This is a genomic window from Verrucomicrobiota bacterium (genome assembly GCA_021294815.2).
Lineage (GTDB): Bacteria > Verrucomicrobiota > Verrucomicrobiia > Opitutales > LL51 > LL51.
The window spans coordinates 280734-302456 of the sequence record CP095464.1; the positions used below are offsets into that span (position 1 = coordinate 280734).

Below are 21723 nucleotides of genomic sequence, written 5' to 3' on the forward strand. Positions count from 1 at the left end.
AATCAACCGGTTTAACACAGCGTTACAGCAAAGCGAACAATAATGAAAAAACAATTGTAAAATTTTTAAATTTAACTACGCTTCCGTCAGGGTTATGGATAATCGCGCCACCGTCAATGAACTCTTTAGCGCCATTGCCGATTCGCTTGGATTTCAGGTCGTCCTTGGGAATAATAATCTGTGCAACATTCGGCTCAAATCAACTGGGAAAGAGTACATTGTCGAACTCCCGCACAGCGGTGAAACGCTCCATTTGTACGCGGCCCTAACGGATCTCCCTTTTGATTACCGAGAAAAAGTGTTTGAATACGCGCTGAAACTCAACCTTCACGGCATTGAAACATCCTGTGCGGCCATAGCGATTGATGAACGAAGCCATAAATTTATCTTATCGCGAACGATATCCGTTGAAGGCCTCACGGACACGCTTCTGCTCAAAGTCATCAGTGAATTTTTTGCCTCTGTCCCCAAGATCGAGGAAAAGTTAACTCAGTTTTCACAATTCTGCGCCCAAGATACGGCCAGCGCACCGGGATCGTTTGGCCCGGCTAATTTATTAATGCTATAACCCGGAGGCGACGATGAGCAGCCCAATTGAAGGAGTTTCAGGAGATTTTGGGAGGAAAAGCAGTGTTGAAACAATTCAAAGTTACAACGCTCACATAGATGCCGCGAATGAGGAAGAAAAGAAACCTGCTATTACCAGTAACTTTCTTAGTAACGACATGACCTCCGCAGCCGATAGTGCAAGATCCGAAACGCCCGTATCTGAACCTCCCAAACCGGGTGAAGCTGAAGTCATTAAAGAAAGGCTTCTCGAAAGTTTCGAAGAAGCGCAGGAAATTATTCAAGAAGACCGTATAGCAGATTCCAAGATAGACACCGATAAAGATGGGATTCCAGACCATCTCGATGCAACTGGTAACGACACACTCATCGAACAGGCCTATGATGAAGCTGCAAAGCGTATCGGATCGGAACAAGTGCAAGCATTTGTTTCCGTACTTGCCATGCTGAATAATTTTGATCTCACAAACTATGAGCATACAAAGGTTAATGGCGACCCTATGTCGTTAAGCGCAATTGCTACGGCAGGGTGCGCACAAATGGCACTCATACATTCAGCAAAACTGAATAATTCCACAGAAATTCATACCTTTAACCAAAAAGACCTCCAAAAAATGCTAAAAGATCATCAACGGCGGATGAATGCTGGTAAAAAGGAAAGGCTCGAGGTTGTATCAAAGTTAGTTGCTGAAATTCCAACGACAAAAGATAAACTCCTAGAGCTATGTCCTCAGCTCAAAAATCTCCCCAAGGCAGAGTGCTATACCCGTCTCAATCGTATGCTGAAAAATCTCGAGGCCATGAAAAAGAGCCTCATAACACCGGCTAGTGCTGAGGCGTAATTTCCGTTGACGCCGATGGGGTTTTGTTCACCCTGGCACGCGTATGTATCTCAATGACGTCACGACGGCGGTGATCGGGTTGTTGGCGCTTAAGCTAGTGACGGAACTATGCCTTAATGGGCTCAATCGACGGTATGTCTGGGCGCGCCGCAATATGGTTCCTGAACGTTGCCGAAGCTTTGTGACTTTGGACACCTACCAAAAGAGTGTCGACTACACATTGGCAAAATCGCGATTTTCATCGTTCTGTGATGTTTTTGATTTCGGCTTGGATGCAGTCATTCTCCTCTATGGCGTCCTTCCTATACTGTTTTCGTTTTACCTCCAACACTTCGGAACAGGTATCTGGGGACAAGCCGCTAACTTCCTCTTTATCCACTTGATCCTCTCTCTCTTTTCAATTCCCCTCAGTTGGTGGAGTCAATTTCGTCTCGAAGAACGGTTTGGATTTAACCAATCAACGTTAAAAATTTTCTGGAGCGACAAACTTAAAGGCTACCTCCTCAGCGCCCTAATCGGTCTTCCGATTCTCGCGCTTCTTGTGTATCTCTTTCAATCGTTTACGTATACTTGGTGGTTACTCGTTTGGGCGACACTCACGGGCTTCAAGCTCGTCATGACAATCCTCTATCCGCTCATTATTCTTCCAATTTTCAATAAGTTAACACCATTAGAAGATGGCCCCCTAAAAGATCGGCTTTTTCAGCTCGCACAACAGACACAGTTCCCAATTAACAAAATTTTCCTGATGGATGGCAGTCGGCGCTCCCTACATTCCAATGCGTTTTTTACCGGTATTGGGAAGTTCCGCCACATTGTGCTCTACGATACATTAGTTGCACAGTTGACCGTTGACGAGCTCGCCGCAGTGCTGGCACACGAAATTGGACACTATAAAAAATGCCACATCCGTAAGTCGCTTTTATTAGAGAGTTTTTGTAGTTTTCTGGGCTTTGCCGTGCTATACCAGCTTGCCATCGCACCATGGTTTTTAAGCAGTTTTGGATTTGAAACAGCGGACATTTTTGTACCCCTTTTTGTGCTCTTTCCCTTAGTTGCTGAAGGGATTACGTTCTGGTTTGAACCAATTTTCAACCGTTTATCGCGCCAATACGAATATGAGGCCGACCGCTTTGCAAAAACGGCTATAGGCAGTGCCGAGCCACTCATTGCAAGCCTCCAAAAGCTTCATCAGAAAAATTTATCCAATCTCACTCCACATCCCCTTTTTAGCGCCTTCTACTATTCTCACCCGACGCTCCTCGAACGCGAGCAAGCGCTTCGGGCTGCATTATGAGCGACAATCTCACCCAAATCATCAAACAGTACGCAACGGCAACGCCTTCGACGGATGCCGTTATCGAGATGAGGCGACACCGCCAACATGCGGTAATTCGTCGTCGGCTCTGCTATGGGGAGTTTGATCGGCGGATTGATCAATATGTTTCGAAATTTCAAAAAAGTGGGATTCGTGCGGGGAAACGTGTGCTTATGCTTCTCAAACCGGGCATCGAAATGATGTGCGCCTTTTTTGCACTCATCCGGATGGGGGCAATTCCCATATTGATCGATTCGGGCATGGGGATTCGGCAACTTGTACGTCTCGCGAATTTTTCCAAACCGGATTTTATTTTAGGGTCTCGCGCGCTCCGCTGGTGGGTACGTTTAAAGTTTTTGCCCCTCCAAGGGAAAGTGATTCCGATTTCGCACCATTTCGCAAAGCGTGAGCAGCCAGCAACGATTATGCATCCTTCGAACGAAGACGATGTTGCTGCAATTCTCTTTACCTCTGGTTCTACGGGTCCCGCCAAAGGAGTTGTCTACTGCGCCAAGCACTTCGCCGCCCAATTACGCAAACTGCGAGCTAGCCTTCGACTCATGCAAAATGCTCGTGACGTCACGTTGCTACCTGCATTCATGCTCTTTAATCCGATGTTTGGTCGGACAACGATTATTCCTGATATCGATTATACGAAACCGGCGACGTTGCATTTACCTAGTGTCATTGAGACGATTGCGAATAGTGCAGCGACCAGCAGTTTTGGTGCCCCTGTGCTGTGGGAAAAAATCGCGGACTATTGCCTAGAAAATGAATTAAAACTGCGGAGCCTGGATCAGATTTTTCTCGCCGGAGTTTCAGCGACACCACGCGTTTTAGAAAAGATCCGTAAGGCCGCCCCCAATGCCAAAATTTACACACCCTACGGCGCAACAGAATGTTTGCCGATTTGTCTCCTCGAAGCGACAACTATTTTAGAGGAATTACGCCCTTATCAGGAAAATGGTGCAGGCACTTGCATCGGCTATCCCGTCGAAGGCGTTACTGTTAAAATTATCGCTCCCATAGACGAGCCATTAACAGCGATTGAAGAGCGACATGTGTTACCGACTGGTTTTATCGGTGAAATTATTGTTTCTGGAGAAAATGTTACCGAGGCGTACGATCAACTTCCCGAGGCAACACGGTTGGCAAAGATTAATGACAACGGAAAACTGTGGCATCGAATGGGTGACCTTGGGTTTTTGGATGAAAAAGGTCGCCTATGGTTTTGTGGGCGTAAGTCCGAGCGTGTTGTATCCGGGAGTGAGGAATATTTTCCGGATTGTATTGAGCCACTCTTTTGTAAATACTCGAAGGTCGCACGTGCAGCGCTGATTCGCTACGAAGCCAAAGGCATTGTTGTTCCTGCGCTCGTCATTCTTCCGAAAGAAGGTTATTATCCCCATTTCTTCTGGCAACGATGGGCTTTTCGACGCCATCTTAAACAACTTGCACAACAATTTCCCAAAACCGAATCAATCGAGCATTTCTTTTTCCTTAAAAAGTTTCCAGTCGATCCACGGCATAATGCTAAGATCAATCGTCAGCAATTAAGTGCGATGTTTTCTGCGTAATCTGCTTCGGATTTTTAATTTTTCGCGGAAAAGAAAGCACGATTTTTGTCCCCTGATGTTCGTGCGATTCAACAGTGATCGAGGCACCGTGTTCACGGAGAATGCGCTGAACAATAAACATCCCCAGACCACTTCCATGTGCCTTTGAGGTTACAAATGGCGTAAATACCTGCTGAATCTGGACCTCGCTCATCCCCTCCCCCGTATCGCAAAACGCGACCAGGACGTGCTCATCATCCGAAGAAACTTGTATCGTTAGCTGTTTACGAGTGGTCATCGCGTCGACCGCATTTTTAACGATATTGAAAAAAACCTGCTTTAATTGATTGGTATCTCCAATAATTAATGGAATTTCGCCATCGACTTCAAAGCGAATCTCAACTCCATCATTCACAAGCTCGGGCGATAAAAATTTAACAACAAAATGTAGCAATTCGAGCACATCGGCATCGGTCAAATTCGGCGTCACAGGGCGCAGTGCCTGGAGAAAATTTTTAATAATTCCGTTGAGACGATCGACTTCTGTGCGACAAATATCAATCGCTGACAAAATCGTATCCTTATGTCCCGCGCTAAGATCACTTTTCATGAGCTCAAGTTGGAGTGCAATCGAGTTCAAAGGATTCCCAATTTCATGGGCAATTCCGGCCGATAAAAGCGCAACCGACTCGATCTTTCCCTCCTCAATCTCACATGCTTTTTTTTGAATATGCTGTGTAATATCCGAAAAAACACAAACCGCTCGAAGCGTATCGCCTTCCTCAATCGGTACTGAATAAAAGCGTAAGATTTTTGAAGAGGGGTAGGTCAAATGAACCTCTGCGTGGATGGAATGTTCCGTAATGTGTTGAATATCGACTTGTTTCAAGAGCTCGGGAATGCATTTCCATAAAATCATATCTCCGATATCTTTGAGGTTGAGCATCGTTTCTGCGGTTGTGTTGATGAGCTCTATCCGGCCAGAAGAATCGATTACAATAATTCCATCTTGGATGAGGTTTAGGATTTTTTGGAAAAACTCGCGTTGACCGTAAAAGCGTTTCGCCAGCGTAATAAGCGTCGCTTTATCGAGATGCGCAATACGCTCGAGCCAATTCTTAAATGAAGCTCCTCGGATCATAAAAAAACTCGTAGCATTCCAGCTACGAGATCTGTTTTTACAATGTTATTCTCAAAAAACTAGGCAACCGCCTCTTCTGCAGGTGCTTTGGCCTTTTTTGCACCACGGCGCCGCGGCTTTTTATGACCGGCGTCATCGGCAGCAACAAGCTCGATGATCGCCATCTTACTGGCATCGCTGTAACGCGGGACGAGTTTATAAATCCGTGTATATCCCCCGTTGCGCTTCAAAAAGCTCTCCACTTTTTCGTCGAATAAGGACTTCACAACGCTCTCATCACGTACGCGTGCTAATGCAAGTCGACGAAAGTGCAGCTTTTGCTCCGGAGCTTCGACCGTGCGCGCCTTTTTGGCTAAAGTGATAATTTTCTCCGCAAATGGACGTAAGGCACGCGCTTTTGCAAGCGTCGTCTCAATCCGGTCATGGGTCAATAACGCCGTCGTTAAACTGGCGAGCAACGCCTCACGATGCTCCTTTTTAACACCTAAAATGTGATTATGTTTCTGGTGACGCATGGTTTTCCTAACTATTTAACATCCGCTCGTCGACTTTCATCCCAAGCGATAATCCTAACTCTTCGAGCTTATTTTTAATCTCAGTTAACGATTTCTTACCGAAGTTGCGGTACTTTAACATCTCGTTTTCGCCCTTCATGACAAGTTCGCCAACCGTCGTAATATTTGCGTTATTGAGACAGTTCGCGGCACGAACGGAAAGCTCAATCTCGTTGACACTCATGTTCAGAAGTACACGTAGACGATTCTGCTCATCGCTTGCCTCACGGGCACCATCATCGAACTCGACGAAATCGCCATTAATCGAATCAAATACATCCAGATGTTGCTTTAAAATCGCAATCGAATCTTTCAATGCGGTCTCGGGCGTTACACGACCGTCGGTCCAAATCTCGAGCGTTAGCTTGTCAAAATCTGTCATCTGGCCAACACGCGTATCCTCTACGGAATATCGGGCCAACTTAACCGGGCTGTAAAGCGCATCAATCGGGATAATACCGATGTCAGTCGTAAATTTCCGCTCGTCCGCCAGGGCATAGCCACGACCAACTTCCGCTTCCATCTCCATGAACAAGCGGCGCTTTTCGTTAATCGTACAAATGATCTGATCGGGGTTTACAACCGTCACAGGGGTATCACTGTGAATATCAGCAGCGGTTACAACCCCTTCGCGATCCACATCTATGGAGAGATGGATACTTCCCCGGGTATCCGCCTTTAAAAGAACTTTTTTTAGATTTAAGATGATCGCAGCGACATCTTCAACAATACCGGGAATAGATTGAAACTCGTGAGCAACACCCTCGATCTTTACAGATGAAATCGCAACACCTTCGATTGAACTCAGGAGTACACGCCGTATCGAATTACCGATGCTGTGACCGTAGCCGGACTCAAAGGGTTCTGCGACAAACATGCCATACGTATCCGTTGCGGTTTCTTCAATCCGCACCATCTTCCGCGGCAACTCAAATTTTCCTAAACGTCTGACCATAACGACTAACGGCTATAGAACTCAACGATGAGCTGCGCATTAATTTTTTGTTCGAGCTCCTCGGCAATCGGATCGCGCTCAACCTTTCCGGATAATGCATCTTCGTCAAAGGTCATCCACGCAGGTACTGCCCGATAACGGCAATCTTCAACACTCTGCACCGCACACCGTTTTGACGACGTCCCCTCACAGACCTCAATCGTATCCCCGGCTGTACAGTTATAGCTCGGAATATCTACTTTTTGGCCATTCACTAAAACGTGTCCGTGGTTGACAAACTGACGCGCCGCCCGACGAGTTCGCGCCAAACCTAAGAGATAGACAACACTATCCAGGCGCATCTCTAAAAGACGTAAAAATTGCTCACTCGTTACGCCGCGTTTTGCCTTAGCCCGATCAAAGGTAAGACGGAACTGCTTCTCCGTTAACCCATACATGTAGCGTAATTTCTGCTTCTCATTGAGACCGGTCCCGTATTCCGAAACCTTCCGACGGAGGCGTGGACCGTGGATCCCCGGACAGTACGGCTTCCGCTCAACCGCTTTACATGAGGGGAAAATTTCACAGCCAAAACGCCGATTAATTCTAGCTTTAGGACCTGTATAACGAGACATAGCTTTCTCTTCTCAAAAAAATTAGATTCTACGACGTTTCCGGGGACGACAACCATTATGTGGAACCGGTGTTAAGTCCGTAATCGAATTGACGGTTAACCCGAGCGTCTGTAAGGCCCGAATCGCCGAATCACGCCCCATTCCTGGCCCCTTTACTTTTACCTCAACTTCCTTAAATCCGTGCGACAACGCTACACGCCCGGCCTCCTGAGTAACAACTTGTGCCGCATATGCAGTCGACTTCCGTGAACCACGAAAATTACACCGACCAGAACTTGACCAGGAAACAACATTCCCCTGAAGGTCTGTAAAGCATACCTTTGTATTATTGAAAGTTGCTAAAATGCTACATACCCCATGCGAAATATTCTTACTGTTCTTCGCCTTCCGGATCTTTGTCTCGGTTTCGCCCTCACTGAGGATATCTTGAACGGATTCCTTCTTTTCAGGAATTACCGACTCTTCCGTTAATACTAGCGATTCTTCGTCTGCCATTTTACTTCTTTCTTACGACACCAATCGTCTTCCGTGCGCCCTTCCGAGTACGCGCATTGGTCGAGGTCCTTTGCCCCCGAACCGGTAACCCGCGGTAGTGACGGATCCCACGATAACACTTAATCGCTTGGAGACGCTTTAAATTCGATGCAATCTCGCGCCGTAAATCTCCTTCAACCTTCCAGCCATTTTCAATAACAACGGCTGTAATCTGGTTCATATTTTCTTCCGTGAGATCTTGAGCGCGCATATTGGAATCAAGCCCTGTCTGCTCGACGATGAGATCCGCACGACACGGCCCAATGCCATAAATGTAGCGCAACGCGTACGGCAACTTCTTATTATTCGGGATGTCAACTCCTATCAAACGCGGCATAGTTTTTCTCTGCTAAAATGTTCTGAAATCATTTTTGAGGTAAAGTCAAGACCTCCGGAGCATTCTCCGTAATCAAAATTGTATGCTCCCAATGAGCTGCCATTCGATGATCCGCCGTACGGATCGTCCAACCATCGGCATCAACAGCAATTTTAGGGCTCCCCTGCGTAAACATCGGCTCAATCGCTAATGTCATTCCCGGCTTTAATACCGGACCTTTCCCGGAGCTGCCGTAATTCGGTACCTGCGGATCCTCATGCATCGCTCGACCAATCCCATGTCCCACCAGTTCTCGCACAACCCCAAGGTGATTAATATCCGCTACTTTTTGAATCGCCGAAGAAATATGCCCAACGGTATTTCCTGGCAACGCCGCCGCGATTCCCGCAAACAGCGCAGCTTGCGTCACTGAGACTAAACGCGCAACTTCCTCTGGCACCGCACCAACCAACACGGTTCGAGTATTATCTCCACAATAGCCATCGACGCTCATAGCGAGATCGATACTGACAATATCGCCTTCTTTTAAAATTTTTCGCTTCGAAGGGATTCCATGGACGATTTCCTCATTGACCGAGAGGCAACCGTACCCTGGAAACACACGCTTTCCCGAACGAAAACCATAGCTTGAACTGACAGCACCGTGACGGTCCATGGCCTGCTTCGTGTAATCGTCAAGATCTTGCGTCGAAACACCCGGAGCGACTTTTTCACAGACCTCGGCAAGTACACGCGCGGACACCTCACCCGCTCGTCGCATTTTTTGAATTTCCTCAATCGATTTTATCGGAATCATGATGAGGCTACTTCAATGCCCAAGCAATCAGGCCAATCACCAGGGCAATCCCCAAAGCGACGAACACAACCTTCATCGTCCGGCAGGAATCGACGACATCTGCTATTCCGACAGAATCCTTTTTGCCACGTGACCGCATTTTCCCTTTTTGAAGGAACCCGTCATAATTGCGCTCAATGAGCTGCACCTCCATTTGGCGCATCGTATCGAGCAGTACGCCAACCGTAATCAATGTTCCGGTCCCTCCGAAAAACATGGAAATCGTGTACGGGATGCCGCAATAAATAGAAATCAGATCCGGCAACAACGCAACGATGGTTAAGAAAATAGCCCCCGCCAACGTCAAACGTGTCATCGAAAAGTCCAAAAATGCCGCTGTATCACTACCAGGTCGGACACCCGGGATATAGCCACCGCTCTTTTTCAGATCCTCTGCGATCTGCTGAGGTTTAAACATAATGGACACCCAAAAGTAACTGAAACAGAGGATCAATAGACCGTAAACAATGTAGAAAACTGTCGATCCGTGCATCAGCGCATTCGCGATTTGTGCACAAAAAGGAATATTCCACGCACCCGCAATATAAGTGAAAATCTGCTGCGGGAACATAATCAATGTACTCGCAAAGATAACTGGCATAACGCCTGCGTAATTGACCTTTAATGGCAAAAATGAAACCTGCCCCCCCATCATTTTCCCGCGTCCGACAACACGTCGTGCGTATTGAACCGAAATTTTTCGATTCGCCTGCGTCACGGCCACCATGCCATAAATCACAACGACCAATAAGACTGCCATCAAGAAAAGATGGCCATTACCCAAACTTCCTGAATCCGCGCCAACAGGGCTATGAAACATCTTAATGAGTTGCATCACCGCTCCCGGCAGCGAAGACAAAATACCAACAGTAATTAAGAGCGAAACACCATTCCCAACACCCAACTGCGTGATGCGGTCACCTAACCAAGTCAGAATCATCGTTCCAGCTGAAAGAATAATCGTCGAATTGAACAAGAACCAACCATGATTCATTACAACGATATCCCCGTAGACTGCCTGATTGAACCCCGGGAAAATTTTCTCTGGATAATTTGAAAGCGCTAAAACTAATAAAATACCCTGAATCAGACAGATCAAAAGCGTCAGATAGCGTGTATATTGCATGATCCGCTGACGCCCGTCCTGCTCACGTTGTACGCGCGCGAGCCCTGGCATCACCGCCACCAGCAACTGCAGAATAATTGAAGCACTAATGTATGGCATTACGCCAAGACCGAAAATGGCCCCTTTTAAAAAGGCCCCTCCCGTGAACATGTTATACATGCCCACAAGACTCCCACCGGATGCCTGTTGGCTTGCAAAGAAGTCATGAAGCGGCTTCGGATCCAACCCCGGCAGCGGAATACTTGCACCGATCCGCGCTACAAATAACAGCGCCAGCGTAATAATGACCTTATTACGCAGCTCCTGGATTTTCAAACAATTGATAAATGCTGAAAACATGAATTAACGCACCGCCAATGCCTCGATGGTACCGCCGGCTGCCTCAATCTTCCGACGCGCCGCCTCCGAAAACTGATCAGCAATAACTCTGATAGCTTTCGTAATCTCTCCCCGTCCCAACACCTTAATCAATGACTCACTCGTACGCACAACACCACGTTCAACCAACACTTCTCGTGTAATTTCAGCACAATCTAACCGTGCCAATGTGTCGATATTGATCGCAACAAAATCCTGCCCAAACGCTCCATTTTTAAAGCCACGTTTTGGCAAACGGCGATAGTATGGCAGCCCCGAGCAACAAGGTGCTGGCGAATACCCCGAACGGGCCTTACCGCCCTTGTGCCCACGACCCGATGTTCCACCAACACCCGACGCCTGTCCACGACCACGGCGCTTCGTTGCACGATTGGCACCAACTTTGACTAAATCATGTAGTTTCACAACAAACTCCTATTCTTCATCCGCTGACGCGTGGCGTAAGCCCATCGCATCGCTGTAACGGCGTAATTTTTTGAGAGCATCTAAAGTCGCCCCAACCATCGCAAATGGATTGTTCGAACCCATCGATTTGGACAGCACATCGGACACGCCCAACGACTCTAAAACTAATCGAACACCACCACCCGCAACAACGCCCGTTCCCGGAGCTGCGGGACGTAACATCACCAAACCGCCATCAAATGAACCGGTCACTTCGTGAGGAATGGTATGTCCCGCAAGGGCATAACTACGCAATTCTTTCTTGGCGTGCTCAACGGCTTTTTTTACCGCATCCGGGGTCTCCTTTGCCTTACCGAGACCAATCCCAACACGCCCAGCACCATCGCCTACCACAACAAGCGCTGAAAACCCAAAGCGACGCCCTCCTTTTACAACCTTTGCACAACGATTGATAAACACGACCCGATCAGTTAAGCGATTGGCCTCATCTGAGGGCTCGCTCTGACGGTTGTTGTTACGTGTCCGCCGATTCGACTTCAAATTTGTACCACTCATTAAAACTGTACCCCCACGCTGCGAGCAGAATCAGCAAATGCCTTCACCTTACCGTGATACCGCTTGATGCCACGGTCAAATACAACCGCTTGAACGCCCGCCTTAATCGCGGCATCGCCAAACGCTTTTCCAAACTCAGTCGCCCCCGCAACATTCGACTTATGCGCTGTATTCTTTGACTGTGTCGACAAATAAACAAGCGTCCGGCCACAAGTGTCATCAATGCACTGCGCGTAAATATGCTTCTCACTGAAGTGCAATGACAATCGAGGACGCTCCGCAGAACCTAAAACATTTTTGCGAATCCGTAAACGCCGACGTAACTGCACACACTTTTTATGATCTAAATTCATAAACTACCTCCCTACTTCGCCGATTTCTTACCTTCCTTCCGACGGACATGCTCGCCTGCGATACGAACACCTTTACCTTTATAGGGCTCCACCGGGTAAAAGCGTTTGATTTCCGCCGCAACCTTACCGACTAAGGCTTTGTCGGCACCCTTAATATTGATCTGCGTTCCATCCTTAATAGTAACACTAATTCCCTCCGGGATTGCATAATTCACCGGATGAGAGTACCCGAGCGAAAGATCCAAAACACTTCCCTTGAGAGCTGCCTTAAAACCAACTCCCTGAATCTCGAGATCCTTTTGATAAGGCGTTTGAACACCCGTTACCATGTTATGAATAATCGAGCGAACTGTTCCATGCATCGCATTCGCGTGCGGCGATTGATCTTTTGGCGCAACGGTCAATGAGCCATCTACAAGCGATAATACAACTCCTTCACCAAAGTCCTGCTTAAGGCTTCCATGAGGTCCGGAAACCTCGACATGATTCCCTGTCAAATTTACTTTCACAGACGATGGAATCTCAACCGGCAACTTTCCAATACGACTCATGCTTACCAAACCTTACACAATAATTCACCGCCAACATGGCTTTGAAGCGCATCGCGTCCCGACAGTACCCCACGTGGCGTTGTTAAAATACACATTCCGAGATTATTAAAGACCTTGGGGATCGAGTTACAATCGCAGTATAAACGACGTCCTGGACGGCTACACCGCACTAATCCTGAAATCGCTGGAGTGCCTTTCACGTACTTTAAATCGACATGCAACGACTTGACTCCTGGACGGACTTCTTCGACACCGTAATCCTTAATATAGCCATTCCGCTTCAATACCTCCGCAACACGCTTGCGCATATTTGAAGAGGTAACCGAACAGCAGCGTTTACGCGCTGCACTCGCATTTCGGATAACCGTTAAAAAATCGCCTATTGCATCCATTTTACCACGACGCCTTAATAACTCCTGGGATCTGACCAAATGAGACCAACTCCCTTAACTGAATACGCGACACTCCAAACCGACCGAAATACGCCCGACCGCGCCCTGTAATTGAACAACGATTCCGTACGCGCACCGCCGAAGAATTCCGAGGAAGGGTCGCGAGTTTACGACTTGCCGCCCAAAAATCTTCATCAGAAGTTGCCGGATTTCTCAAAATTTTCTTCAACTCCTTACGCTGTTCTGCGTACTTTGCGACCATCGCTTGCCGCTTCTTATTTCTTTCAATGACCGATGTCTTTGCCATAACGCTGCCTTCTTACGCACTTTTTTTACGGAACGGCACACCCAGGAGACGCAAAAGATCGCGACCCTCTGCATCCGTTTTCGCAGATGTTACAAAAGTAATGTCCATTCCAATCAAACGGCGTTCCTTATCTACCGTTACCTCAGGAAAAATTGTATGATCGACGATGCCAAGCGTATAATTTCCGCTGCCGTCAAACTTATTCGATACACCCCGAAAATCGCGAACCGCCGGGAGCGCAATCGAAACCAAGCGATAGAAAAACTCGTACATCGCATTACCTCGAAGCGTCACTTTAATGCCATTCGGCATCCCCTTACGAAGTTTAAAGTTCGAAATGCTCTTTTTAGCTCGAACGACAATTGGCTTTTGGCAGCAAATCGCAGCAATGTCTTTTTCCACATCTGCAATAAACCCTTTGTCCCAGTCCGATGCAATCGCCGAATTGACGACAATCTTTTCCAAACAAGGAACCAAATGTCGATTCTTATAGTGATAAAGGTCCGTCAAATCCTTAACGACTGACGACAAGTAGCACTCTTTTAAGACTGATTGTTTCATGTTTTCTTATATCCCGAGATTACCGCTTTTCACGCCCCGGAACTCCTTAGTTTACTTCCGCTTACGGTCATATCGAGACGCAAGCATCACATTCGAATAATGCAAACTGCTCTCACGCTCAACCTCTCCGCCCTCCGGATGATTTTGATCCTTCTTTAAATAATGTTTCCGCAACGCAACGCCTTCAACAACTACACGACAGGCTTCACGCAACACCTCCAAGACCTTTCCCCGTTCACCTTTATGCTGGCCGGAAATTACAACAACCTCATCATTCCGCTTAAGTTTATACTTCATAAGACCTCCGGTGCTAAGGAAATGATCTTCATAAAATTTTTCTGCCGTAATTCACGCGCAATCGGCCCAAATATACGACTTCCCTTTGGATTACCTTTATCATCAATAACGACACACGCATTATTGTCAAAGCGGAGATAACTTCCGTCTTCACGTGCAATCGGAGCCGCTGTACGGACAATCACAGCACGGACAACACTGCCTTTTTTGACGGCTGCCTCCGGCGCACTCTGACGAATCGAGGCGATAATCACATCCCCGATACCTGCGGTGCGCGTGTTTTGACCAAGGCGACGGATCATCATCGCTTTTTTTGCACCCGTATTGTCCGCGACATCTAAAATACTTTGTTGCTGCAACATATGTCCTCCTACTTCGATACCGGCATACGCTCAATGACGCGCAGTACTCGCCAGCGCTTCATCTTGCTCAATGGACGTGTCTCCATAATCTCGACCTTATCCCCGACGAGGCACTCATTTTTCTCGTCATGTACATGGAGTACCGTCTTCCGGCGAACCTCTTTCCGATAGAGGGCATGCGGAATCTTATAAAAATACACCACCTTCAGGCTCTTATCGCCCGACTTTCCGGTCACGACGCCCTGTAAACTTTTTCGAAATTTCCGCGTCTCCATAGTTATGCAACCTTTTGGTTATCAGACGCTTTGCAAGTCTTTTGTCCCAAAAAAGTACGAATTCGAGCACCCTGACGTCGAAGATCTGAAACAACGTGCGGTTTCTGTAAAAGCCCAGCACATTTTTTCAACGACAGCTCTAATAACTGCCGTTCAATCGAATGCAATTCCTCTAAAAGCTCCTGTACAGTTCCACTCGCTAAATCTTCCATTAGTAAGCCTCCAACTCCTCACGACTAATAAAGCGGCACCGGAAAGGTAACTTAAAATCCGCTAAACGAAATGCCTCCCGCGCAAGCGTCACCGAAACACCGGCGAGCTCAAACAAAATCATCCCAGGTTTAATTTCTGCGCCCCAATATTCTACAGCACCCTTGCCTTTTCCCATACGCGTTTCGGCAGGTTTCTTAGTAACTGGCGTATGCGGAAAAACACGGACCCACAGCTTTCCCTTTCTCTTGAGATGCCGAGAAATCGCGATACGAGCAGCCTCAATCTGAGAAGCTGAAAGACATCCACGATCTAAGGTCTGAATACCACAGTCGCCAAACGCTAAAAAATCACCACCACGAGCGTTTCCTCGATTACGCCCCTTTTGTACTTTGCGGTACTTCGTCCGCGCCGGAGATAACTTACTCATTGCTCACTCTCTTCCTACACCTTAAGACTATCATTGCGGCACACCCAGCACTTCACACCAATTTTCCCATAAACCGTATTGGCCTCTGAAAAACCATAATCGATGTTTTCCTTGAGGGTATGCAACGGCACGCGGCCCGCACGTTGAGATTCCGAACGCGCGATCTCCGCACCACCGAGACGTCCCGCACACTGGATACGAATTCCATCCGCTCCAAGACTCATCGCCGACTGGATGGCTTTCTTCATTGCTCTGCGGAACGAGATCCGTCGCTCTAACTGTAAAGCAATTCCCTCCGAAACGAGCTGTGCCACTAAATCCGGCTTCCGAATCTCCTGAATATCAACAATCACCTCACGACCAATCGTCTTCTTCAATGCGGCACATAGATTATCCAGATCTTGTCCTTTTCGACCAATAATTACACCAGGCCGAGAGGTATAAATCTTAATCCGGACGCGCTCTCCCGCCCGCTCAATAAAGACATCCGAAAACGATGCCGCCGGTAAGCGACGCCGTAAAAAGGAACGAATCTCGTAATCCTCTTTTAAAAATAACGGATAGGCCTGTTTTGTCGCATACCAGCGCGAACGCCAATTGCGACGAACCGATAAACGAAAACCAATCGGATTAACCTTCTGTCCCATACGTCTCTAGCTTAAATTGTCGGTGAGCACAATCCGAATATGGCTCGTACGCTTACGAATTGGATGCGCTGATCCACGCGACGCCGGTATAAACCGACGAAACGAAACCCCTTGCTCCGTGACCGCTGCCTTAATCGTCAACGCTTCTTTGCGAATTCCCTGACATTCCGCATTGGCAATCGCGCTCGATAAAGTTTTTTCGACGAGACGTGCCGACTTCCGCGGAACAAACTTTAACATCTGAACTGCCTCATCCGCTTTCCGCCCCCGTAAAACACGCGTCACCTCGCGGACCTTCTTATCCGACATGCGAACAAATTTCGTTAATGCTCTAAATTCCATATTACTTCTGCGTATGCGGACTATGCCCCTTAAACGTACGCGTCGGCGAAAACTCCCCGAGCTTATGCCCGACCATGTTCTCCGTTACGTACACCTCTGTAAATGTCTTCCCGTTATGGACCTGAAAATTAAGCCCTACAAACTCTGGACCGATCGTCGAACGACGTGACCATGTCTTGATCGGCTTACGGCTACTCGCGGCTTGCGCGGCATCCACCTTATCCATTAAGCTCGGATCGACAAAAAAACCTTTTTTAGCAGAACGCGCCATACACTAGCCCCTCTTTACCTTCTTACCGTTCCTACGAATTAAAATCATACGATTCGACTTTTGCGAACGCTTCCGCGTCGGGTAGCCCTTCGCGAGCTGCCCCCACGGCGATACCGGATGACCGCCACCCGAAGTTCGCCCTTCACCACCACCCATCGGGTGATCGACAGGATTCATCACAACACCACGCACTCGAGGACGACGCCCCAACCAACGCGTCCGTCCCGCTTTTCCAAGAGACTGTTTCGCGTGATCACTATTACCAACCTGACCAATCGTCGCGCGACACTTCGGATTCAACAGACGGATTTCGCCACTCGGCATCTTCACCGTCACGTAGCCATTATCAAATGCAACAATCTGAACCCCAACGCCAGCACCACGCGCAATTGCAGCGCCATGTCCGGGTTCAATTTCCACACAGTGGACAAATACACCTGCTGGGATCAACCGCAACGGCAGAGACATCCCCACCGCAAAATCCTTCGGCCGTTCATTCAAACTGACCACCTCATCGCCAATCTTAAGGCCCCGCGGCGCCAAAATATAGCGCTTTTCACCATCCGCATAACAGAGCAAGGCTAGATCCGCTGAACGGTTAGGGTCATACTCAATTCGGCTCACTTTAGCCGAAATATCAAATTTATTGCGTGCAAAATCAACAACACGGATCGCCTGCTTATGACCACCACCACGACGACGTGATGTGATGCGCCCGTAGCAATTTCGCCCACGACTCTGATGCATCCGCACGATGAGCGACGACTCCGGCGCCCCTTGCCAAAGCTCTCTACGATTCAGTGCTAAAAACCTCTGCCCCGGTGTTCCGGGCTTACGCTGTGTAACTGCCATTCTCTACCGCCCTTCTACCTTAAACAATTTCGATCTTTTCACCCGCCTTGAGCGTCACAATAGCGATCTTCCGTCGAGGTGTCACTCCGTAAACACCACGCTTCATTCGATTTCTCCGCAACTTACCATCACGCCGCAGGGTATTTACCTTCAAAACAGAGACCTTAAAAAACGTACTGACCGCCGCTGCAATTTCCTCCTTAGAACTCTGCACATCGACATCAAAAACGTACTGATTCGCCGCTGCGCCAAGGCTCGTCGACTTCTCCGTATAACAAATTCCCTTAATCAATTTCTGATCCATGATCTTACCTCACGCGCTTCAATAACTGACCAAAACCAGACTCACTTACCAACAGATGATCATAGCGCTTCAAATCGAGCGCATTCACGGATGCCGCGTCAATCATATACACACGCTCCAAGTTCCGCGCTGACACCAACAGATCCTCATTAAAGACAGAATCCACCAGTAGCACATTTCCCGTCGGGAATATTTTTTTCAAAAAGACAGCAAAATCACGTGTTTTCTTAAGACCTGGAGCAAAATTCTCCACAACCGACAAAAGCATCTCCTCCGAGCAATCGTATAGCGAACGTGCTAATGCCAAACGCCGCACCTTCTTATTTACCTTCTTGCGATACGAACGGGGATGTGGACCAAAAACAACACCGCCACCCGGCATCAACGGACTCCGACTCGAGCCCTCTCGAGCATTACCCGTCCCTTTCTGACGAAACGGCTTCTTACCACCACCACTTACATCAGAACGCGTCTTCGTCGATGCATTCCCCTGACGCATGTTCGCCAACAAAGCATCGATCGTAAATTTCAACGCCGCAACACCGTGATCGCCCTCGAAAACTGGAACATTATATTCGCGATCCTCTAAAAAAGCTCCTGTCTGACTGTAGACTTTCAATTTCACTTTCCAGCCTCCTGTTTCGCCTTTGCGGCCTTACGCAACACAACAAGTCCACCGTTATACCCCGGCAAACTTCCTTGAACCAACACAACATTGCGATCCGGCACAATATCAACGATCTCTAAATTTTGCACCGTCCGCATCGCGCTACCATCGTGTCCTGGCATCTTACGCCCCTTCCAGACTTTTCCTGGCCACTCACGACATCCATAAGAACCACCGCGACGATGAAACATCGAACCGTGGCCTGCAGGACCGCCACTAAATCCATGGCGCTTCATGACACCTTGAAAACCGTGCCCCTTCGTCTGTCCAATCACATCGATAAGCTCACCGACCGAAAAAATTGAACTATCTATGGAGGCACCTAACTCATACCCGCTAACATCGTCAACACGAAACTCCTTCAAACCCTCGCAGGACTCCTTAGCAGATAACTTCAAGTGACCCAGAACACCTTTGGATAAATTCTTCACTTTCCGTTCACCGTACGCGAGCTGAATGGCACTATAGCCATCACGCTCTGGTGTTCGAATCTGCGAAATAACACTCGGCAATACTTCTACAACCGTAACCGGAACAAGGCAACGCCCCTCCGTAAAAACCTGCGTCATTCCGACCTTTTTCCCTAATACTAATCGATGATCTCTCATGACTCTAAGCGGCAAATGCGACCTCCGTCGCACCTGCATTAGCCTTACCGTTTCTTCTCAACAAAAACCCTCTGTCAACAATATTTTAAAATCAAACATTAATCATAATGTCGACCCCTGCTGGCAGATTCAAGCGCCGCAGCGAATCAACCGTGTCCGCCGTTGGATCGTGTATGTCAATGAGGCGATCGTGCTCCTGGAGCTCGAACTGATCCATCGATTTTTTATGAATATGAGGCGAACGATTCACCGTAAAACGTTCACGTCGCGTCGGCAACGGAACAGGCCCAACGACACGTGCACCTGAACGCTTCGCCGTATCGACAATCTCCACCGCCGACTGATCAACGAGACGGTAATCAAAACTCCTCAACTTAATTCTAATTCTCTGTGCCATACGAACACTTTTTTCTAAATTACGACCGCGCGGCGCCACGACTTGCGCTCTCGACAATCTGCTGCAACAAGTTTGATGGAACCTGCTCGAAATGCGAGGGCTCCATCGAATAGCTTGCACGCCCTTTCGTCAACGAACGCACATCCGTCGCATATCCGAACATCATCTCCAACGGAACAAATGCCGTGATGTTGGCAAGTGCTCCTTTCGTCTCCATGCTTTGAATCTGTCCGCGACGGCGATTGAGATCACCAATCACATCACCCTGATACTCTTCTGGTGTCGAGACCTCGACCTTCATGATCGGCTCCAACAAAATCGGTCCGGCTTTTTTCATCGCATCCTTGAACGCAAAGATACCGGCCATTTTAAAGGCCATTTCCGAGGAATCGACTTCATGGAAACTTCCATCAACGATATGTGCGCAAAAATCAACCACTGGATATCCCGCGACAACACCATTGGTCGAACCCTCAAAAATTCCGTCTTGGGTCGGCTTGATATACTCTTTAGGAATAACACCACCGACGATTTCGTTGAGCACAGAAGTCCCCTCTCCGCGCTTCACCGGCTCCATTTTAATTACTGCATGACCATACTGACCACGACCACCGGACTGACGAATGAACTTTCCTTCACCGGTCGCTTCTTTTGTGATCGTTTCACGATAAGCAATTTGTGGACGTCCCGCAGTCGCATCAACATTAAATTCCCGGAACAGACGATCGCGGATAATATCTAAGTGCAACTCACCCATTCCCGAAATAAGGGTCTGGCCGGTTTCCGGATTTGACGTCACTTTGAACGTTGGGTCTTCTTCGGAAAGACTCTGAAGCCCGAGCGCTAGCTTTTCTTGATCGGCTTTCGACTTCGGCTCGATCGACATACTAATAACAGGTTCTGGGAAGGTCGGTGGCTCAAGGACACCATTAAAGGAACGATCACAAAGAGTATCCCCAGTTGCGATACCTTTGACACCGATAATTGCACAAATATCGCCTGAATAAGCCACTTCGATGTCCTCGCGAGCATCGGCCTTCATGATCATTAAGCGGCTGACACGTTCCGTCTTACGCGTTCTTGGATTATAAACCGTATCGCCTTTTTTCAGCTGCCCACTGTAAACGCGACAGAACACGAGCTTTCCGACGTACGGGTCGCTCATTAACTTAAACCCGAGCGCCGTCATTTTTGCGCTATCATCAGGACGAATATCAATTTCTCCGCCATCATCCGCGTAGGCCTTAGTCGGCGGTAAGTCGAGGGGTGATGGCAGATAATCTACGACCGCATCGAGCAGCATCTGAACACCGCGCTTCTTAAAGGCACTCCCGGGAATAACACCAACAAAGTCGAGCGAAAGCGTCGCCTTACGAACCGCTGATCGAATTTCATCAGATGTAATTTCCTCACCTCCGAGGTATTTTTCGGCAAGATGATCGTCGTAATCGGCGAGCGCTTCTATGAGCGACTCACGATATTTCTCAGCTTGCTCCTTATACTCCTCCGGAATCTCAACCGTATGGAAGCGCTCCCCAAGGACATCGGTCTTGTCATAAATAAAGGCCCGCCTCTCGATTAGATCAACGAGCCCATCAAAATTATCTTCCGCACCGATGTTGAGATAAAGCGGATGTGCGTTTTTACCGAGCTTTGTGCGGATATCTTCGATCGCACCTAAAAAGTTCGCGCCCGTGCGATCCATCTTATTGATGAACGCAATGCGTGGAACGCGGTACTTATCCATTTGGCGCCAAACAGTCTCGGACTGTGGTTGTACGCCGGCAACTGCACAAAATACCCCAACGGCGCCATCTAAGACACGCAGCGAACGTTCTACCTCAGCGGTAAAATCGACGTGCCCTGGTGTATCAATTAAATTAATTTGGTGATTGATGCCTTTAAAAGGCCCAACACTCGTCCTCCATCCACAGCTAATGGCAGCGGAAGTAATCGTAATACCACGTTCACGCTCCTGCTCCATCCAGTCGGTTACAGCCGTTCCTTCATGGACTTCACCCATCTTATGGACAACACCAGCATAATACAAAATGCGCTCGGTAGTCGTTGTCTTTCCAGCATCAATGTGGGCTGCAATCCCGATGTTACGCGTGTACTCGAGCGGAGCCTTACGCGTCGACGCATTCGCTGAAGAAATTTTCTCGTTCGCCATTTCCCTA

Annotated in this window: 33 protein-coding genes; 4 read left to right on the forward strand and 29 right to left on the reverse strand. The window is 48.1% G+C overall.

Annotated elements, in window-relative coordinates:
- Positions 1-94: 94 nt before the first annotated feature.
- From LW808_001265 to LW808_001280, 4 genes are read left to right on the forward strand one after another with little or no spacing between them, the layout of a single operon-like run.
- Positions 95-568, forward strand: a complete 474-nt coding sequence (locus LW808_001265; protein ID UPA28682.1) for a CesT family type III secretion system chaperone — start codon at positions 95-97, stop codon at positions 566-568.
- A 13-nt stretch (positions 569-581) separates the two neighbouring features.
- Positions 582-1409, forward strand: coding sequence for a hypothetical protein (locus tag LW808_001270; GenBank protein UPA28683.1), 828 nt, complete (start codon positions 582-584; stop codon positions 1407-1409).
- A gap of 43 nt (positions 1410-1452) precedes the next feature.
- On the forward strand, positions 1453-2706 hold the full coding sequence (locus LW808_001275; protein UPA28684.1) for a M48 family metallopeptidase: 1254 nt from the start codon (positions 1453-1455) through the stop codon (positions 2704-2706).
- Positions 2703-4304, forward strand: a complete 1602-nt coding sequence (locus LW808_001280) for a fatty acid CoA ligase family protein (GenBank protein UPA28685.1) — start codon at positions 2703-2705, stop codon at positions 4302-4304. The genes LW808_001275 and LW808_001280 overlap by 4 nt, the downstream gene beginning before the upstream one ends.
- Here LW808_001280 and LW808_001285 read toward each other — a convergent pair.
- From LW808_001285 to fusA, 29 genes are all read right to left on the reverse strand, one after another.
- Positions 4267-5424, reverse strand: a complete 1158-nt coding sequence (locus LW808_001285) for an ATP-binding protein (GenBank protein UPA28686.1) — start codon at positions 5422-5424, stop codon at positions 4267-4269. The genes LW808_001280 and LW808_001285 overlap by 38 nt on opposite strands.
- A 59-nt stretch (positions 5425-5483) precedes the next feature.
- A complete protein-coding gene (rplQ, locus tag LW808_001290) occupies positions 5484-5939 on the reverse strand; it encodes a 50S ribosomal protein L17 (GenBank protein UPA28687.1) in 456 nt (151 codons plus the stop codon).
- Positions 5940-5946: 7 nt separating this feature from the next.
- Entirely contained in the window at positions 5947-6933 is a 987-nt protein-coding gene (locus LW808_001295; GenBank protein ID UPA28688.1) for a DNA-directed RNA polymerase subunit alpha, read from the reverse strand.
- Positions 6934-6938: 5 nt separating this feature from the next.
- Complete coding sequence (rpsD, locus tag LW808_001300; protein ID UPA28689.1) at positions 6939-7547, reverse strand: 30S ribosomal protein S4; 609 nt, start codon at positions 7545-7547, stop codon at positions 6939-6941.
- Between the two features lie 21 nt (positions 7548-7568).
- Entirely contained in the window at positions 7569-8042 is a 474-nt protein-coding gene (gene rpsK / locus LW808_001305; GenBank protein ID UPA28690.1) for a 30S ribosomal protein S11, read from the reverse strand.
- A gap of 1 nt (position 8043) precedes the next feature.
- On the reverse strand, positions 8044-8418 hold the full coding sequence (gene rpsM, locus LW808_001310; protein ID UPA28691.1) for a 30S ribosomal protein S13: 375 nt from the start codon (positions 8416-8418) through the stop codon (positions 8044-8046).
- 28 nt (positions 8419-8446) lie between these two features.
- Positions 8447-9214 carry a type I methionyl aminopeptidase gene (map, locus tag LW808_001315; protein ID UPA28692.1) on the reverse strand — a complete coding sequence of 256 codons (768 nt, stop codon included), beginning with the start codon at positions 9212-9214 and terminating at the stop codon, positions 8447-8449.
- Between the two features lie 7 nt (positions 9215-9221).
- Positions 9222-10718: a preprotein translocase subunit SecY gene (gene secY / locus LW808_001320; GenBank protein UPA28693.1), complete on the reverse strand. Its 1497-nt coding sequence runs from the start codon at positions 10716-10718 to the stop codon at positions 9222-9224.
- A 3-nt stretch (positions 10719-10721) separates the two neighbouring features.
- Positions 10722-11162 (reverse strand): 50S ribosomal protein L15, encoded by a 441-nt coding sequence (gene rplO, locus LW808_001325; GenBank protein ID UPA28694.1) that lies wholly within the window; start codon positions 11160-11162, stop codon positions 10722-10724.
- Between the two features lie 9 nt (positions 11163-11171).
- On the reverse strand, positions 11172-11717 hold the full coding sequence (gene rpsE, locus LW808_001330) for a 30S ribosomal protein S5 (protein UPA28695.1): 546 nt from the start codon (positions 11715-11717) through the stop codon (positions 11172-11174).
- Positions 11717-12070, reverse strand: coding sequence for a 50S ribosomal protein L18 (gene rplR, locus LW808_001335; GenBank protein UPA28696.1), 354 nt, complete (start codon positions 12068-12070; stop codon positions 11717-11719). The genes rpsE and rplR overlap by 1 nt, the downstream gene beginning before the upstream one ends.
- Positions 12071-12081: 11 nt before the next feature.
- Positions 12082-12621: a 50S ribosomal protein L6 gene (gene rplF / locus LW808_001340; GenBank protein ID UPA28697.1), complete on the reverse strand. Its 540-nt coding sequence runs from the start codon at positions 12619-12621 to the stop codon at positions 12082-12084.
- Positions 12622-12623: 2 nt separating this feature from the next.
- A complete protein-coding gene (gene rpsH / locus LW808_001345) occupies positions 12624-13013 on the reverse strand; it encodes a 30S ribosomal protein S8 (protein UPA28698.1) in 390 nt (129 codons plus the stop codon).
- Between the two features lies 1 nt (position 13014).
- On the reverse strand, positions 13015-13320 hold the full coding sequence (rpsN, locus tag LW808_001350; GenBank protein UPA28699.1) for a 30S ribosomal protein S14: 306 nt from the start codon (positions 13318-13320) through the stop codon (positions 13015-13017).
- Positions 13321-13332: 12 nt separating this feature from the next.
- Complete coding sequence (gene rplE / locus LW808_001355; GenBank protein UPA28700.1) at positions 13333-13881, reverse strand: 50S ribosomal protein L5; 549 nt, start codon at positions 13879-13881, stop codon at positions 13333-13335.
- 51 nt (positions 13882-13932) lie between these two features.
- Positions 13933-14178: a 50S ribosomal protein L24 gene (rplX, locus tag LW808_001360; protein UPA28701.1), complete on the reverse strand. Its 246-nt coding sequence runs from the start codon at positions 14176-14178 to the stop codon at positions 13933-13935.
- Positions 14175-14540, reverse strand: coding sequence for a 50S ribosomal protein L14 (gene rplN / locus LW808_001365; GenBank protein UPA28702.1), 366 nt, complete (start codon positions 14538-14540; stop codon positions 14175-14177). Before rplN ends, rplX begins: the two co-directional genes overlap by 4 nt.
- Positions 14541-14548: 8 nt before the next feature.
- Complete coding sequence (gene rpsQ, locus LW808_001370; protein UPA28703.1) at positions 14549-14815, reverse strand: 30S ribosomal protein S17; 267 nt, start codon at positions 14813-14815, stop codon at positions 14549-14551.
- Between the two features lie 2 nt (positions 14816-14817).
- Positions 14818-15027: a 50S ribosomal protein L29 gene (rpmC, locus tag LW808_001375; GenBank protein UPA28704.1), complete on the reverse strand. Its 210-nt coding sequence runs from the start codon at positions 15025-15027 to the stop codon at positions 14818-14820.
- A complete protein-coding gene (gene rplP, locus LW808_001380) occupies positions 15027-15455 on the reverse strand; it encodes a 50S ribosomal protein L16 (GenBank protein ID UPA28705.1) in 429 nt (142 codons plus the stop codon). The genes rpmC and rplP overlap by 1 nt, the downstream gene beginning before the upstream one ends.
- Before the next feature lie 14 nt (positions 15456-15469).
- Positions 15470-16102, reverse strand: a complete 633-nt coding sequence (gene rpsC, locus LW808_001385) for a 30S ribosomal protein S3 (GenBank protein UPA28706.1) — start codon at positions 16100-16102, stop codon at positions 15470-15472.
- A gap of 6 nt (positions 16103-16108) precedes the next feature.
- Positions 16109-16444 (reverse strand): 50S ribosomal protein L22, encoded by a 336-nt coding sequence (gene rplV / locus LW808_001390; GenBank protein UPA28707.1) that lies wholly within the window; start codon positions 16442-16444, stop codon positions 16109-16111.
- A gap of 1 nt (position 16445) precedes the next feature.
- The gene (gene rpsS, locus LW808_001395) at positions 16446-16715 is read right to left on the reverse strand and encodes a 30S ribosomal protein S19 (protein UPA28708.1); all 270 of its coding nucleotides are present in this window, start codon (positions 16713-16715) and stop codon (positions 16446-16448) included.
- Between the two features lie 3 nt (positions 16716-16718).
- Positions 16719-17567, reverse strand: coding sequence for a 50S ribosomal protein L2 (gene rplB / locus LW808_001400; protein UPA28709.1), 849 nt, complete (start codon positions 17565-17567; stop codon positions 16719-16721).
- 19 nt (positions 17568-17586) lie between these two features.
- Complete coding sequence (locus tag LW808_001405) at positions 17587-17871, reverse strand: 50S ribosomal protein L23 (GenBank protein ID UPA28710.1); 285 nt, start codon at positions 17869-17871, stop codon at positions 17587-17589.
- A 4-nt stretch (positions 17872-17875) separates the two neighbouring features.
- Positions 17876-18496, reverse strand: coding sequence for a 50S ribosomal protein L4 (rplD, locus tag LW808_001410; GenBank protein ID UPA28711.1), 621 nt, complete (start codon positions 18494-18496; stop codon positions 17876-17878).
- Positions 18493-19146 (reverse strand): 50S ribosomal protein L3, encoded by a 654-nt coding sequence (rplC, locus tag LW808_001415; GenBank protein UPA28712.1) that lies wholly within the window; start codon positions 19144-19146, stop codon positions 18493-18495. The genes rplD and rplC overlap by 4 nt, the downstream gene beginning before the upstream one ends.
- 91 nt (positions 19147-19237) lie before the next feature.
- A complete protein-coding gene (gene rpsJ, locus LW808_001420) occupies positions 19238-19543 on the reverse strand; it encodes a 30S ribosomal protein S10 (protein ID UPA28713.1) in 306 nt (101 codons plus the stop codon).
- 19 nt (positions 19544-19562) lie between these two features.
- On the reverse strand, positions 19563-21716 hold the full coding sequence (gene fusA / locus LW808_001425; GenBank protein ID UPA28714.1) for an elongation factor G: 2154 nt from the start codon (positions 21714-21716) through the stop codon (positions 19563-19565).
- Positions 21717-21723 lie beyond the last annotated feature (7 nt).

Bases quoted from the DNA above. Each gene is read 5' to 3' on its own strand.
- LW808_001265 (UPA28682.1), top strand. From the start codon at position 95: ATGGATAATCGCGCCACCGTCAATGAACTCTTTAGCGCCATTGCCGAT.
- LW808_001270 (UPA28683.1), top strand. From the start codon at position 582: ATGAGCAGCCCAATTGAAGGAGTTTCAGGAGATTTTGGGAGGAAAAGC.
- LW808_001275 (UPA28684.1), top strand. From the start codon at position 1,453: ATGTATCTCAATGACGTCACGACGGCGGTGATCGGGTTGTTGGCGCTT.
- LW808_001280 (UPA28685.1), top strand. From the start codon at position 2,703: ATGAGCGACAATCTCACCCAAATCATCAAACAGTACGCAACGGCAACG.
- LW808_001285 (UPA28686.1), bottom strand. From the start codon at position 5,424: ATGATCCGAGGAGCTTCATTTAAGAATTGGCTCGAGCGTATTGCGCAT.
- rplQ (UPA28687.1), bottom strand. From the start codon at position 5,939: ATGCGTCACCAGAAACATAATCACATTTTAGGTGTTAAAAAGGAGCAT.
- LW808_001295 (UPA28688.1), bottom strand. From the start codon at position 6,933: ATGGTCAGACGTTTAGGAAAATTTGAGTTGCCGCGGAAGATGGTGCGG.
- rpsD (UPA28689.1), bottom strand. From the start codon at position 7,547: ATGTCTCGTTATACAGGTCCTAAAGCTAGAATTAATCGGCGTTTTGGC.
- rpsK (UPA28690.1), bottom strand. From the start codon at position 8,042: ATGGCAGACGAAGAATCGCTAGTATTAACGGAAGAGTCGGTAATTCCT.
- rpsM (UPA28691.1), bottom strand. From the start codon at position 8,418: ATGCCGCGTTTGATAGGAGTTGACATCCCGAATAATAAGAAGTTGCCG.
- map (UPA28692.1), bottom strand. From the start codon at position 9,214: ATGATTCCGATAAAATCGATTGAGGAAATTCAAAAAATGCGACGAGCG.
- secY (UPA28693.1), bottom strand. From the start codon at position 10,718: ATGTTTTCAGCATTTATCAATTGTTTGAAAATCCAGGAGCTGCGTAAT.
- rpsE (UPA28695.1), bottom strand. From the start codon at position 11,717: ATGAGTGGTACAAATTTGAAGTCGAATCGGCGGACACGTAACAACAAC.
- rplR (UPA28696.1), bottom strand. From the start codon at position 12,070: ATGAATTTAGATCATAAAAAGTGTGTGCAGTTACGTCGGCGTTTACGG.
- rplF (UPA28697.1), bottom strand. From the start codon at position 12,621: ATGAGTCGTATTGGAAAGTTGCCGGTTGAGATTCCATCGTCTGTGAAA.
- rpsH (UPA28698.1), bottom strand. From the start codon at position 13,013: ATGGATGCAATAGGCGATTTTTTAACGGTTATCCGAAATGCGAGTGCA.
- rpsN (UPA28699.1), bottom strand. From the start codon at position 13,320: ATGGCAAAGACATCGGTCATTGAAAGAAATAAGAAGCGGCAAGCGATG.
- rplE (UPA28700.1), bottom strand. From the start codon at position 13,881: ATGAAACAATCAGTCTTAAAAGAGTGCTACTTGTCGTCAGTCGTTAAG.
- rplX (UPA28701.1), bottom strand. From the start codon at position 14,178: ATGAAGTATAAACTTAAGCGGAATGATGAGGTTGTTGTAATTTCCGGC.
- rplN (UPA28702.1), bottom strand. From the start codon at position 14,540: ATGTTGCAGCAACAAAGTATTTTAGATGTCGCGGACAATACGGGTGCA.
- rpsQ (UPA28703.1), bottom strand. From the start codon at position 14,815: ATGGAGACGCGGAAATTTCGAAAAAGTTTACAGGGCGTCGTGACCGGA.
- rpmC (UPA28704.1), bottom strand. From the start codon at position 15,027: ATGGAAGATTTAGCGAGTGGAACTGTACAGGAGCTTTTAGAGGAATTG.
- rplP (UPA28705.1), bottom strand. From the start codon at position 15,455: ATGAGTAAGTTATCTCCGGCGCGGACGAAGTACCGCAAAGTACAAAAG.
- rpsC (UPA28706.1), bottom strand. From the start codon at position 16,102: ATGGGACAGAAGGTTAATCCGATTGGTTTTCGTTTATCGGTTCGTCGC.
- rplV (UPA28707.1), bottom strand. From the start codon at position 16,444: ATGGAATTTAGAGCATTAACGAAATTTGTTCGCATGTCGGATAAGAAG.
- rpsS (UPA28708.1), bottom strand. From the start codon at position 16,715: ATGGCGCGTTCTGCTAAAAAAGGTTTTTTTGTCGATCCGAGCTTAATG.
- rplB (UPA28709.1), bottom strand. From the start codon at position 17,567: ATGGCAGTTACACAGCGTAAGCCCGGAACACCGGGGCAGAGGTTTTTA.
- LW808_001405 (UPA28710.1), bottom strand. From the start codon at position 17,871: ATGGATCAGAAATTGATTAAGGGAATTTGTTATACGGAGAAGTCGACG.
- rplC (UPA28712.1), bottom strand. From the start codon at position 19,146: ATGAGAGATCATCGATTAGTATTAGGGAAAAAGGTCGGAATGACGCAG.
- rpsJ (UPA28713.1), bottom strand. From the start codon at position 19,543: ATGGCACAGAGAATTAGAATTAAGTTGAGGAGTTTTGATTACCGTCTC.
- fusA (UPA28714.1), bottom strand. From the start codon at position 21,716: ATGGCGAACGAGAAAATTTCTTCAGCGAATGCGTCGACGCGTAAGGCT.